This is a genomic window from Marinospirillum perlucidum (assembly GCF_003336805.1).
Classification (GTDB): domain Bacteria; phylum Pseudomonadota; class Gammaproteobacteria; order Pseudomonadales; family Halomonadaceae; genus Marinospirillum; species Marinospirillum perlucidum.
This window is the reverse complement of the sequence record NZ_QFWJ01000001.1, coordinates 246,464-259,566: the sequence shown is the minus strand read 5'-3', so window position 1 is coordinate 259,566 and position 13,103 is coordinate 246,464. Positions and strand designations below refer to the sequence as shown.

General features: G+C 53.3%; 9 protein-coding genes. 2 read left to right on the top strand and 7 right to left on the bottom strand.

Annotation, left to right across the window (positions count from 1 at the left end; translation table 11 throughout):
- Nucleotides 1–18: 18 nt before the first annotated feature.
- Both mfd and DFK18_RS01235 read left to right on the top strand, forming a co-directional pair.
- Nucleotides 19–3,501, top strand: coding sequence for a transcription-repair coupling factor (mfd, locus tag DFK18_RS01240; protein WP_114416377.1), 3,483 nt, complete (start codon nt 19–21; stop codon nt 3,499–3,501).
- A 96-nt stretch (nt 3,502–3,597) separates the two neighbouring features.
- Entirely contained in the window at nt 3,598–4,383 is a 786-nt protein-coding gene (locus tag DFK18_RS01235) for a CsiV family protein (RefSeq protein WP_114416376.1), read from the top strand.
- A 74-nt stretch (nt 4,384–4,457) separates the two neighbouring features.
- On the opposite strand, the gene DFK18_RS01230 is transcribed toward DFK18_RS01235, so the two are convergent.
- The 7 genes from DFK18_RS01230 to lon form a co-directional block, all read right to left on the bottom strand.
- Entirely contained in the window at nt 4,458–5,201 is a 744-nt protein-coding gene (locus tag DFK18_RS01230) for an S-methyl-5'-thioinosine phosphorylase (RefSeq protein ID WP_114416375.1), read from the bottom strand.
- 22 nt (nt 5,202–5,223) lie between these two features.
- A complete protein-coding gene (locus DFK18_RS01225; RefSeq protein WP_114416374.1) occupies nt 5,224–5,793 on the bottom strand; it encodes a hypoxanthine-guanine phosphoribosyltransferase in 570 nt (189 codons plus the stop codon).
- Nucleotides 5,794–5,815: 22 nt separating this feature from the next.
- Nucleotides 5,816–6,916: a mechanosensitive ion channel family protein gene (locus DFK18_RS01220; RefSeq protein ID WP_342769735.1), complete on the bottom strand. Its 1,101-nt coding sequence runs from the start codon at nt 6,914–6,916 to the stop codon at nt 5,816–5,818.
- 19 nt (nt 6,917–6,935) lie between these two features.
- A complete protein-coding gene (gene nagZ / locus DFK18_RS01215) occupies nt 6,936–7,976 on the bottom strand; it encodes a beta-N-acetylhexosaminidase (RefSeq protein ID WP_245944304.1) in 1,041 nt (346 codons plus the stop codon).
- A gap of 145 nt (nt 7,977–8,121) precedes the next feature.
- Nucleotides 8,122–9,984, bottom strand: coding sequence for a SurA N-terminal domain-containing protein (locus tag DFK18_RS01210; protein ID WP_114416373.1), 1,863 nt, complete (start codon nt 9,982–9,984; stop codon nt 8,122–8,124).
- A gap of 135 nt (nt 9,985–10,119) precedes the next feature.
- The gene (locus tag DFK18_RS01205) at nt 10,120–10,392 is read right to left on the bottom strand and encodes an HU family DNA-binding protein (protein ID WP_091958354.1); all 273 of its coding nucleotides are present in this window, start codon (nt 10,390–10,392) and stop codon (nt 10,120–10,122) included.
- Nucleotides 10,393–10,656: 264 nt separating this feature from the next.
- The gene (gene lon / locus DFK18_RS01200) at nt 10,657–13,092 is read right to left on the bottom strand and encodes an endopeptidase La (protein ID WP_114416372.1); all 2,436 of its coding nucleotides are present in this window, start codon (nt 13,090–13,092) and stop codon (nt 10,657–10,659) included.
- Between the last annotated feature and the right edge of the window lie 11 nt (nt 13,093–13,103).

Sequence of the window (13,103 nt, the reverse complement as noted above, 5' to 3'; positions counted from 1 at the left end):
CTTTTAACCTACAAGGAAATGTCCGTGCCTCAGAAGCCCGCCACAGTTTCTTCTTTGCAACTTCTTCATGAAGCACCACCGCGCAAAGCCGGCTTTATCCAACGCTGGCTGAATCTGGAGGGAGCCGCCCAGGCGCTGGCCCTGGTTGAAGCGGCCGAGGCACATCCTGCACCTCTTCTGGTCATCTGCCCGGATAGCAACTCCGCCCAGTCGCTGGCGGATGAATTGCGTTTTTTTGCCGAAGAGCGCCTTCCGGTTTTCACCCTGCCGGACTGGGAAGTCCTGCCCTATGATCGCTTCTCACCACATCAGGACATTGTTTCCCAACGCTTGAAAACCCTTCAGGCCCTCCCTCAGCAAAAACAGGGGTTGCTGGTGGTTCCTGTCACCACTCTGATGCAGCGACTCCCGCCAGCTGAATTTGTAGCCAGCCATGCACTGGAGCTAAAAAAGGATCAACGCCTGGATCTGCATGCTTTCCGCCGCCAGCTGGAAGAAGCCGGTTACCGGGCCGTGGATACCGTTTATGAACATGGTGAATTTGCCGTTCGCGGCGGCTTGATGGATCTTTTCCCCATGGGCAGTGAGCAGCCCTTGAGAATTGAGCTCTTTGATGACGAAATCGAGTCTCTGCGTTTTTTCCATCCCGAGACCCAGCGCACCGAAGAAAAAACCGATCAAATCTCTTTATTGCCCGCGCATGAATTTGCCCTGACTCCGCAGGCCCTGGAGCACTTTCGTACTGAATTCCAGACCCGTTTTGATGTTGATCTCTCCCGTTGCGATCTCTACCAGGATACTCTCAAAGGGCAGGTCACTCCGGGACTGGAATTCCTGCTGCCGCTCTTTTTCAGCCACACGGCCACCCTGTTTGACTATTTACCCGCCGAAGCACTGGTGGCCGAATTGGGAGCCACTGCCGAAGCAGCCGAGCATTTCTGGGCTGAAATCGAACGCCGCTATGAAAGTCTGCGCCATGATACCCGTCACCCCTGCCTGCCACCGGCAGAAATCTATCTACCGGTGGAAGCCCTCAATCGTGAACGCAATGCCTTTGCGCGCATTCAATTACCGGCTGAACAACCCACAGACATCCTCTCCGGCGATCAGCAACTGGCCAGCCAGGCACTACCGGATTTGGCGGTCGACAGCCGTGGCAACCGCCCCCTGGGTAAACTCCAGGATTTTCTCAACGAGCACCCGCAAACCCGGGTTCTGCTCACGGCCGAGTCCGCCGGACGCCGCGAGGCTCTGTTGGAACTCTTTGAACGCCACCAGCTACATCCCCAGCCCGTCTCCAGTTGGCAGGATTTTATCGACAGCGATGCCTCCCTGGCTCTGACTCTTGCCCCGCTGGACCGGGGACTCTGGGTCGGCCCACCCAGCCTGCTATTGCTGACTGAATCCCTGCTGTTCGGGGAACGCATCCAGCAGCGTAGGCGTCGCCAAGCCTCGGCAATCAACCAGGATCTGGCCTTCAAGAGTCTCTCGGAATTGACCCCCGGCAGCCCGGTTGTTCACCTGGATCATGGCGTGGGTCGCTACGAGGGCCTGGAGGTTCTGGAAGCCGGAGGCCAGAAACAGGAATTCCTCAAGCTGGTTTATGCCGACCAGGCCAATCTTTATGTGCCCGTTGCCTCACTCGACCGTATCAGCCGCTATTCCGGCCTGGCCGATGAAAGTGCGCCTCTACACCGGTTGGGTTCGGAACAATGGGACAAGGCCAAGCGCAAGGCTGCAGAAAAAATCCGTGATACAGCAGCGGAGCTTCTGGATATCTATGCGCGCCGGGAAGCCCAGGAAGGCCAGGCCTTCCAACTGGATGAAGAAGCCTACGATCAGTTTGCCGCCGCTTTTCCCTTCGAGGAAACCGTGGATCAGGAACTGGCCATCAACTCCGTTATCCGCGATATGACGCGTACCCGCCCCATGGATCGAGTCGTTTGTGGCGATGTCGGCTTTGGTAAAACCGAAGTGGCCATGCGTGCGGCTTTTATTGCCGTCAATGCAGGTCACCAGGTTGCCGTGCTGGTGCCCACGACCCTCTTGGCCCAACAACACTATGACAATTTCAAGGACCGCTTTGCCGACTGGCCGGTGAATGTTGAACTCCTCTCCCGCTTCCGTTCCGCCAAGGATCAACAAACAGCCATTGAACGCCTGGAAGAAGGCAAGGTAGATATCCTGATCGGCACCCACAAGCTGCTGCAAAGCTCGATCAAGTATCAGCGCCTGGGCCTGGTTATTGTTGATGAGGAGCATCGTTTCGGGGTGCGCCAAAAAGAAAAACTCAAAGCCATCCGTGCCAATGTGGACCTCTTGTCCCTGACGGCCACCCCGATTCCGCGCACACTGAACATGGCCATGTCCGGCATCCGGGATCTGTCGATCATCGCCACACCACCAGCGCGCCGGCTTTCGGTGAAAACCTTTGTCCGCGAAAAGGAAGAAGCCCTGATCAAAGAGGCTGTACTGCGCGAACTCCTGCGTGGCGGGCAGGTTTATTACCTGCACAATGAAGTCAAAACCATTGAAAACACGGCTGAAAAATTGCGCGAGCTGATTCCCGAAGTACGCCTGGGCGTGGCTCACGGGCAAATGCCCGAACGCCAACTGGAAAGAGTCATGCAGGATTTTTACCACAAACGCTTTAACCTGCTGCTCTGCTCCACCATTATTGAAACAGGGATCGACATCCCCAACGCCAACACTATTATCATTGAAAGAGCGGATAAATTCGGCCTGGCGCAACTGCACCAGCTGCGTGGGCGAGTCGGTCGTTCCCACCACCAGGCCTATGCCTATCTGCTGACACCGGAAGGCAAAAAGCTGACCGCAGATGCGGAAAAACGCCTGGAAGCCATTTCCCTCAACGAAGACCTGGGCTCCGGTTTCTTGCTGGCTTCCCAGGATCTGGAAATTCGCGGCGCAGGCGAACTCCTGGGTGAAGAACAAAGTGGCCAGATCGAAAACCTGGGCTTTACCCTCTACATGGATCTGCTGGAAGAAGCCGTGGAGGCCATTCGTCAGGGCAAAACCCCCAATCCGGATCAGCCGCTACAACGGGGAACAGAAATCAATCTGCATCTTCCTGCCTTGATTCCGGAAGATTACCTGCCTGATGTCAATATGCGCCTACAGCTCTACAAGCGCATTGCCAGCAGTAAGGACAAGGCAGCCCTCAAGGATTTGCAGGTGGAAATGATCGACCGCTTTGGTCTTCTGCCCGAAGCCGCCAAGAACCTGTTCAAGCTGACGGAAATCAAGCAGCAGGCCGAAGCCCTGGGACTGGCCCGGATTGATGCCGGTGCTGATCGCGGGGTAGTGCACTTTGGTGACCAACCCAAAATAGAACCCATCAAGCTGGTGCAACTGGTGCAGAATCAGCCCCAGGTCTATCGTCTGGAAGGCGGGCAGACACTCAAATTCAATCGGAAAATGGAAACGGCTGAGCAATGCTTCCATGCCCTCCAGCAGTTGCTGGATACTCTGACCAGCTAATCAGTCAATGACTGGCTGATTAGCTGCCCGGGGCTTTGACTTCAAACCGGCAAAGCCCTAACCTTTTGGTTCTCACTGACCAGGAAGTAACAATTAATGCGTCTGATTTCCTCTTTTTTACTGGCTCTTGCTATCAGCACTCCCGTTCTGGCCGTTGACCAGGGTGATAACCAACCTCACCGCAATGAGCGCGATTATATTATCGAGTTGCTTGTATTCACCCAAAACCCCGGACCCAATGCTACCGAGCAGCCGGGTGAACCGCATTTTTTCCAAGCTTTTGAAGAACCCGCCTATACTTTGGGTCCGACCCCTTTCTGGAGCAGACTGGCCCAAGGCCCGCTGAGACCTTATCAACCGCGCGAACTGAGTTTAACCAATGAAGCGGAAGCAATTGAACGCAGCGATACCCATCGCCTCCTTTTTCACGATGCCTGGCAGATGCCCGTAGTTGCCCGAGAGCGTAGCCTACCACTGCTGATCGAAGCCGGTGATTACTATGATGGGCGACCGGAGCTTATGGGTAAGTTAACCCTGAGCGTAGCGCGTTACCTGCACCTGGAAACCGAACTCTACCTGCACGAATTTGTTTCTCAGGAATCCACGAGCGCCTCTTCTTTACTCAATCAGTTTCTAATTGAAAACCGTAGCAGCCTTGGTAATTTAAATCAGCTGCCCTCTCAGACAGTAGAGATCACACCTGATGAGACCCATCATGCATCAGAGTTGCGTACAGGAGACTACAAGATTGAGGAGTCTGCGCAGATGCGGCAAAGGCGCAGAATGCGCAGTGGCGAGCTTCACTATATCGACAGTCCCTATCTGGGCCTGCTGATCAAAATCGAAAGAGCACCAGACCCAGAAGAAGCATCCGAAGACTAGGACACCAACAGTCACTAAAGCCAAGTCTGGTTCAGTTACCGCTTCGGCTGCTGAGCCTTCACATCAGAGACTTGCTAACCGCTGGTTTTGCTGGTGGTGTAGGTTCTTAGCAGCTGAAGCACTCGGCCCAACCCTTTATCCAGAGCCTGCTGCATTTCCTCCAGGGTGATCTCCTGATCACGAAGACCGGCTGCCGGATTCACTACCAGAGCAAGACAGGCATAGGGTAATTGCAACTCCCTGGCCAGAGCCGCTTCCGGCATTCCCGTCATCCCTACCAGCGTGCAGCCATCCTGAGCCAGACGGCGCACCTCGGCAGCTGTTTCCAGACGCGGTCCCTGGGTTGCAGCATAGGTGCCGCCATCGTGCAGCTCCAGACCCGCTTCACGAGCTGCCGCCTTGAGTCTCAGACGCACTTCGTAGGAATAGGGAAAGGTAAAATCAATGTGATCCAAAGGCAGATAATCACCATCGTAAAAGGTCGCTTCCCGCCCCCAGGTGTAATCGACAATCTGATCTGGCATGACCAGACTGGCCTCAACCAACTGAGGGTCAATAGCGCCTACCGCATTAACCGCGATGATCTCGCTGGCCCCCGCTGCCTGGAGTGCAAGCAGGTTGGCCCGGTAATTGATTTTATGGGGAGGTAGCTTATGAGGATGGCCGTGACGGGCAAGGAAGAGCACGCTGCGCCCTTCTAGCTCGGCTTCAATAATCGGTCCTGAAGCTTCACCCAGGGCTGTATAGGGCGAACGTTCAGCCAACACCTTCACGCCCTGTATCTGGGTTAATCCGGTTCCACCGATAATTGCCAACATAAGCTATCCCCCGTGTCAGTGCTTACAGCCCTTTAGGTGCATAAATTGCAGGCAGGTTACGCAGGTATCCCTGGTAATCCATTCCACAACCAAAGAGATACCGGTCTTCCACTTCCAGGCCGGTGAAGTCGGCTTTAAAGCCTTCGACCGCCTTGCGATCATGCTGCTTATCAATCAAAACCGCACAGAGCACCTCCTTGGCACCCTGCTGACGGCAATGCTCAAGAATAGCTGCCAGGGTAGCGCCTTCATCGAGAATGTCATCAACAATCAAGACACTACGCCCCTTCAGGGAAACTTCGGGCTCCACCCGCCAATGCAGTTCGCCTCCCTTGATCTGGCGGCGATAACGAGTGGCGTGCATATAGTCCATTTCCAGAGGAAATTTGAGGCGCTTGACCAGTTCAGAGGTAGTAAACAAACCGCCGTTCATTACACAATAAACAACCGGCAGAGCCTCCTGCAAGCGCTCGGTGACTTCCTGGGCCATCCGGTCAAAAGCCTGGGAGATCGCTTGTTCGTCGGCCAGGCAATCGGCTTCTAGCATTACCTGGTTGATTCGCTGGATTTCACTAAGGTTTTCTTCTTGCATGCAAAGGCCTTGGCTTCAGTAATTAACTACTCGGGGGCAGTTGGTTTTCAAGATGCAGTGTCCGTGTAGGAAAGGCAATATCAGCCCCTTCTTCACGAATGATGTTAAACACCTGCAGGAGCACTTCCTGCTTAATACGGTGGTAATCGACCCAATCACGGGTCTTGGTAAAGGTATAAATAAAAAAGTCCAATGAAGAGGCTGCGTAGCTGTTGAAATTCACTATCAGCGTTTGATGATCCGTTTCCAGCTCTTCATTGTCGATGAGGTACTGACGTACCCGGTCAGTGATCACCTGCATTTTATCAGCATCCTGATAGCGGATACCCAGGGTTTCATAGATACGCCGGTTAAACATGCGCGAAGGAGTTTCCACCGAGATGGTGGCAAAGGTGGCATTGGGAACATACAAAGGTCGCTGATCAAAGGTTCTGATTCGGGTCAAACGCCAACCAATATCTTCCACGGTTCCTTCAATTTCCCGATCCGGAGAACGCACCCATTCGCCAACCGAAAAAGGCCGGTCGAAATAAAGCATGAGCGCGCCAAAGAAATTGGCGAGCAAATCTCTGGCGGCAAAACCCATGGCAATACCGCCGATCCCGCCAAAGGCCAGGACACCAGAGATGGAAAAGCCAAGGGTTTGCAACAACACCAGGGCAGCGGTAATGATTGCCGCAGCTTTCAGCAATTTGCTCACTGCTTTGGCTGTGGTCAAATCCATGGATTTTTTTTCAGGGCGCGGTTGAACCAGCTGCTGCTCCATTCCGGTAATAAAGCGCACTACAAACCAGGTGATCAGGATGATAACCGTGACACGCCGGGCTGGATCTATAGCATCGAACAAATCCACCGGGGCCTGTTTTCTGACGATATCCAGGGCAAAAAACAGCCCTTGCAACCAGATAAAAAGCGCTGCTGGCTTGCGGGCCGCAATCAACAGCATCTCATCCCATTGGTTTTTGGTCAGGTGCAGCCGTCTTTCAAGGCGATCAAAGAAGCGCTTGATGTAGTAGTTGGCCAACAAGGCTGCAAAGATCACCACAAAAACCTGGAGTATCCAGGCATACTCCGCGGGGATCAGTCCTCCCAGCGAGGAGGCTTTTTCCATCCATTCAATCACGACTCAGATCCTCATCCAATCAAGTCAACAGATGCCGGGCAGCTTGCAGATCCCGGTTTACCAGCTTTTCGGCTAACTGGCGCGCAAGCAGCGCTTCTGGAGAAGCCTGCCAATTGGTTGTTACGGGCAAGCGCGCAGCGAGCAGTGAAGCACGCTCACAAGCCGAAATATTTTCAGCTTCCAGCCAATCAGCCACCTGCAAAGCGCCTTCACGATGGTTACACACCAGGACCTGGTCACAACCGGCATCCAGTGCAGCCTGGGCTCTTTGCGGATAACCACCAGCCTCAGCGGCACCAGCCATGGTTAAATCATCACTGAAAATCATGCCTGAAAAATTAAGCGGCCCTCTCAGCCAATCCAACCAGGGGCGGGAGAAACCAGCCGGGCGCCCGTCCATCGCCGGATAGATAACATGCGCCGGCATGATGCCCTGAAGTTGTTGTGCCAGGGCAATAAAAGGCTTCAAGCAGCTAGCCATCAGATCTTCCCAACTACGTTCATCCCGAGGCAGCATAGTGTGTGAATCGCCTGCAACCTGACCATGCCCCGGGAAGTGTTTACCCGTTGCCGCCATGCCAGCAAGCTGCATTCCCTCGATATAGGCTGAAGCCAGCTTGATCAGAATTTCAGGATCACTGGCAAAAGCACGATCACCGATCACTTCACTCTGGCCATGATCTATATCCAGAACCGGTGCAAAACTAATATCCAGGCCAACACTGATAACTTCACTGGCCATCAATTGGCCCAGAAGACGAGAAGCCTGCAGGCCAGCCTGAGCATCCAGCTCGTAGAGGTCGCCCAGACGCCGGAGGGGAGGCAAGCGGGTAAAGCCTTCTTTAAGGCGCTGCACGCGCCCACCTTCCTGATCGACAGCCAGAAGCAGTTCAGGTCGCAAGGCTTTAATTTCAGCCGTCAGAGCAGCCACCTGATCAGCCGTTTCCAGATTACGGGAAAACAGAATAACGCCGCCGACGCTAGGCCGCTGGAGTAACGCCTTTTCTTCCTCTGTGAGGCTGGTTGCGGTCAGATCCAGCATTAAACGACCAGGTAACATGTCTTTTGTCCTGCTCTTTAGCTAATGGGGTAGCGAACTCTAGCAGAAAGCGAAATGCTTCGCCAAAAGCATCAGGTTCCAGCCACTATTAAAAAAGCCAGCAGAAATTCTCCTGCTGGCTGTCAAGGAGCGAAATCTGGAGCAATCAGCGATCGCGATACTCGATTTCAGCTTCCTCCTGCAACTGCTGAACAAACTGGGATTGCAAGCGAGCTCCCCGATCATTGCTCATCAGTTCCCGTAGGCGCTCAATTTCTTCCTGGTTCTCACTGATTTCACCGGCATCTATCGCCAAAAGCTCAACCACTGCAACCGCACCCGTAGGCAGGGTCACTACCCGCGTTGCCGGCTCTTCATCCAGGTTCAAGCGAAACGCAGTACGGTTAATGAGTGGGTTGGCAGAACGGCTATTGCGATTCGCCCCCTCAATAAGCGTCCAATCTACATCGACCTCTTGACCGGCCTGCAATTGCGTTTGAATGCTTTCCGCCTCTTCTTGTGCCAAGGCCTGAGCTTGAGCAAACACTAAAGCTTCACGCACTTCATCAGCCACCACATCCAACGAACGAACTTGGCGGGGTTGATGAGCTTCCTTGGCCAGAAGTAGATAACGACCATCATCCAGCCGTAATGGCTCGGTAATCCAGCCGTCTTCAATAATTTCAGCGGAGAAGAGAGCTTCTTTTACCTGCTGCTGAGCCCAAAAACCGTCTAGCTGACCTTTAGCCAGCCAGTCACTGGTTTGCATGGGCAGATCTGCCGCTTCAGCGACTTCTTCCAGCGTATCAGAACTGAAACTGAGATTACTCAACTCTTCCAGCTTATCACTGGTTGCAGCACGCAAAGGCTGATCCATCAGACGTTCACGCAAATCATCTTCAACCGCTTCAAATTCAGGGACATCAACTTCTTCACGGCCCTGTAACTGAATCAGATGCAGACCATAGTCGGTTTCCACAATCTCCGAAACATCGCCCACTTCTTCCAAAGCAAAGAGGGCTTCTTCAAAAGCCGGATCCAGGCTACCCGCTTCGATGATACCCAGCTCGCCGCCTTGACGCGCAGACCCTGAGTCATCGGAAAGCTCTCTAGCCAATTCACCAAAATCAGCTCCTTCCTGAATTGACTGACGTGCATCGGTCAGGGTTTCTATGGCTTGCTGCTTTTCGTCTTCATTTTCGAAAGTCAGCAGAATGTGCCCGGCCGAGGCACGCCCTTCCTGATCTTCCGCAAAGCGACGGTATTCTTCTTCTAGCTGCGCCTGAGTAATCTCAATCGTTGATTTGAGACTGGCCGGATCAAACAGCAAGTAATCGACCTGCACCTGCTCAGGCGACATAAATTCGTCCTGATGGGCTTCATAGTAGGCCGAGACTTCTTCTTCACTCACGTCAACCTGACTTTCCAAAGCATCCGGGTGAAGAACCCGGTAGCGGTAATCCCGCTGCTGGCCAGCCAGACGCTGAAACTCTTCAACTTCACCGTCAAGAACAAATTCCGTAGCAGACAGGCCTTGCAGAAGCTGCTGATTAAGCAGGTCTTCACGCAGACTGGCACGGAAATCTGCAGGGGTCATGCCCTGACGTTCCAAACGCTCAATAAAGAGCTCTCGATCAAAGCGTCCCTGTTCATTGTGGAAGGCATCAAAGGCCACCATCTCGCGCTCTAACTGACGCTCGGGAATACGCAAACTGAGATCTTGCGCTTCCTGGCGCAGTAGTTCTTCCTGCAGCAGCTGGGTCAAAGCCAGCTGACGCATCTGGTTCATGTCCAGCTGTTCAGGGCTGAACTGGCCGGATTGCAACAGACGATTCATCTGCTGTTGGGCGTAACGATCAACCTGCACCTGGCTGATGCTTTCACCATTGACCGTTGCCACTTCATTGGGATCCCCTCTCAGGGCAGTAAAGAGTGAATCCATACCCCATAAGGAAAATGCCAAAGCGATGAGGCCTACGATGAAGTAGGCAATGATGCCTTTGGACTTCTCTCTGATTTTTAAAAGCATGCAACCCTCAGTCTACCCACGACAAAAGAAAAAGGAATTATACCGGCTAAGCGAACAACAACCAATGCAAACGGAGAGTGGTGGCAAAAAAAAACGCACCCCGGAGGGTGCGTTTTGCTACTCGCCAACTGATGCTCAGTTAACGGCATCCTTCAGACCTTTACCAGGCTTGAAGCTGGGCACTTTGGCAGCAGCAATCTGAATTTCAGCACCGGTTTGAGGGTTGCGACCTGTGCGAGCAGCACGCTCTTTCACAGAGAAGGTACCAAAACCCACCAGGGAAACACTGTCACCTTTTTGCATGGTACTGGTTACTGCATCCAGCATTGCATCCAGAGCGCGACCTGCTGCAGCTTTAGGGAGATCTGCATTGGTAGCGATAGCATCAATCAATTCTGACTTGTTCACTCTTCCACCCCTTAGTTAGGTTCAAACTAGCTTCTGCTCCGTAAAGACTAGGCTAAACGATCAGAACGCATCAAAGTAAATAAACTCTGTCGGCTTATCAACCCTTTTGCAAGGCTTTATACCAACATCTCTGAAAAACTGTCAAGCTGGCTGCCAGCCAGCTAGTAACTGAACGGACGTAATGCTTCAGCTCGACCGCATGGCGGGTATCTTAGCCTTTATACCCGCCTTAAGGAAATACCCATTTGCCAATTAATTACCCGTTTAATGAGTTCCTGGCCGGTTTTTTTCCTTTTTTTCCTCGCTGGCAGCCAAGGTCGGAGTCGCTAAAGGTTCCGGAGCCTCTGCCAAGGCAACCTCCAGCACCTGGTCAATCCACTGCACAGGGAGGATCTCCAGCGGCCCTTTGATACTGTCGGGAATCTCTTTAAGATCGCGTTCATTATCCTTGGGTATTAACACCGTCTTAATACCACCGCGACGCGCCGCCAGAAGCTTTTCCTTGAGACCACCAATCTGCATGACTTCACCACGCAGATTAATCTCGCCGGTCATGGCCACATCGGAACGTATGGGAATCCCGGTAAAGGCTGAAACCAGGGCAGTACACATGCTGATACCGGCACTGGGGCCATCCTTGGGCGTCGCCCCTTCGGGAACGTGGATATGGATATCCTGCTTCTCATAGAGTTCAGGATCTATCCCCAGGCTGGCGCTGCGGCTACGCACCACAGTCAGGGCTGCCTGGATGGATTCCTGCATCACCTCACCCAGAGAACCGGTTTTCACCAGACGGGCCTTGCCGGGCATAATTGCGGCTTCAATATTGAGCAGCTCACCACCAACACTGGTCCAGGCCAGACCCGTCACCCGACCCACCTGGTTATCCTGGTCAGCCAGGCCATAGTTGTACTTGCGCACACCCAGGTAGTGCTCGATCTGCTCAGCAGTCACAGCCACGGGAGCTTCTGCCTTGCCTTCACCCAGCTCGCGAACCACCTTGCGGCAGACTCGTGTAATCTGACGCTCCAGTTCGCGCACACCGGCTTCCCGGGTGTAGTAGCGGATCATCTCCAGCAAGGAGGCAGCGTCAAAACTGGCTTCATCGGCCTTCAAACCGGCATTTTTCATCTGCTTGGGAAGCAGATAGCGTTCGGCAATATTGGCTTTTTCATCTTCGGTGTAGCCGGGCAGTCTGACCACTTCCATACGATCCAGCAGCGGTGCCGGAATATTCATGGAATTGGCGGTACAGATAAACAGGACTTCAGAAAGATCAAAATCCACTTCCAGATAGTGATCACTGAATTTGCTGTTCTGCTCGGGGTCCAGCACTTCCAGTAACGCCGAGGACGGATCACCCCGGTGATCCATGCCCAGCTTGTCGATCTCGTCAAACAGGAACAGCGGGTTTTTAACCCCCACCTTGGACATCTTCTGGATCAGCTTGCCGGGCATGGAGCCAATATAGGTTCGACGATGACCACGAATTTCCGCTTCATCGCGAACACCGCCCAAAGCCATACGCACGTATTTGCGGTTGACCGCACGAGCAATCGACTGCCCCAGCGAGGTTTTGCCGACACCGGGAGGCCCCACCAGGCACAGTACTGAACCACGAATCTTTTTCACCCGCTGCTGCACAGCCAGATAATCCAGAATCCGCTCTTTAACCTCTTCCAGGCCATAATGATCGGCATCGAGTATTTCGGTCGCTTTTTGCAGGTCTATGCTAGCTCGTGAGCGCTTTTTCCAGGGCAGGCTGACCATCCAATCCAGATAGCCACGCACTACGGTCGCTTCTGCTGAAGTCGGCGACATCATCTTCAGCTTGTTCAGTTCTGTCTTGGCCTTGTCCTTGGCTTCAGCGGGCAGCCCCGCCTTATCAATCTTCTGTTCCAGCTGTTCCATTTCATTGCCGGAATTTTCCAGATCGCCCATTTCCTTCTGAATGGCTTTCATCTGCTCATTCAGATAATACTCGCGCTGGGTCTTCTCCATCTGCTGCTTGACCCGCGAGCGAATTCGCTTCTCGACCTGCAGAAGATCAATTTCTTCTTCAATCTGGGCCATCAGGCGTTCGATACGATCGCGAACGCGATCCAACTCCAGCAGCTCCTGTTTGTCCTTGACCGTCAAGGACATGTGCGAGGAGACGGTATCCACCATACGCGTGGGATCTTCAATATTCTGAAGACTATTTAAAACTTCATTGGGTACTTTTTTGGACAGCTTGACGTAGTGTTCAAACTGGCTCAGGAGCACCCGTGTCAGGACTTCCTGCTCTTTTTCAGACAGAGTTTCACTGGCCAGCTCTTCACCTTCCGCCAAAACATAGTCGACCGGCTCGCCCTCTTCGTTATAACCCTGGTAATCACGGGTTTCCAGCAGGCGTGCACGCTCATCCCCCTCGATCAGCACCTTGACAGTACCATCCGGAAGACGCAGTAGCTGGAGAATACTGGCTTGAGTACCGATGGAATAAAGTTGATCCGTCTCCGGATCATCCATTTCCGGATCCTTTTGCGCCAACAGGAAGACTTTTTTGTCGGCCGCCATGGCCGCTTCAAGCGCATGAATGGATTTTTCACGACCAACAAAAAGAGGAATGACCATCTGCGGATAAACCACTACATCACGCAGTGGCAACAGGGGAAGTTCAAAACGTTTGCTATCAGATGATTTGTCGTGCTGCGACATCGCAGAGTTAC

What these genes read in the sequence shown, in the direction of transcription:
- mfd (WP_114416377.1), top strand. Translation starts at nt 19, where the DNA reads ATGTCCGTGCCTCAGAAGCCCGCCACAGTTTCTTCTTTGCAACTTCTT.
- DFK18_RS01235 (WP_114416376.1), top strand. Translation starts at nt 3,598, where the DNA reads ATGCGTCTGATTTCCTCTTTTTTACTGGCTCTTGCTATCAGCACTCCC.
- lon (WP_114416372.1), bottom strand. Translation starts at nt 13,092, where the DNA reads ATGTCGCAGCACGACAAATCATCTGATAGCAAACGTTTTGAACTTCCC.
- DFK18_RS01230 (WP_114416375.1), bottom strand. Translation starts at nt 5,201, where the DNA reads ATGTTGGCAATTATCGGTGGAACCGGATTAACCCAGATACAGGGCGTG.
- DFK18_RS01225 (WP_114416374.1), bottom strand. Translation starts at nt 5,793, where the DNA reads ATGCAAGAAGAAAACCTTAGTGAAATCCAGCGAATCAACCAGGTAATG.
- nagZ (WP_245944304.1), bottom strand. Translation starts at nt 7,976, where the DNA reads ATGTTACCTGGTCGTTTAATGCTGGATCTGACCGCAACCAGCCTCACA.
- DFK18_RS01210 (WP_114416373.1), bottom strand. Translation starts at nt 9,984, where the DNA reads ATGCTTTTAAAAATCAGAGAGAAGTCCAAAGGCATCATTGCCTACTTC.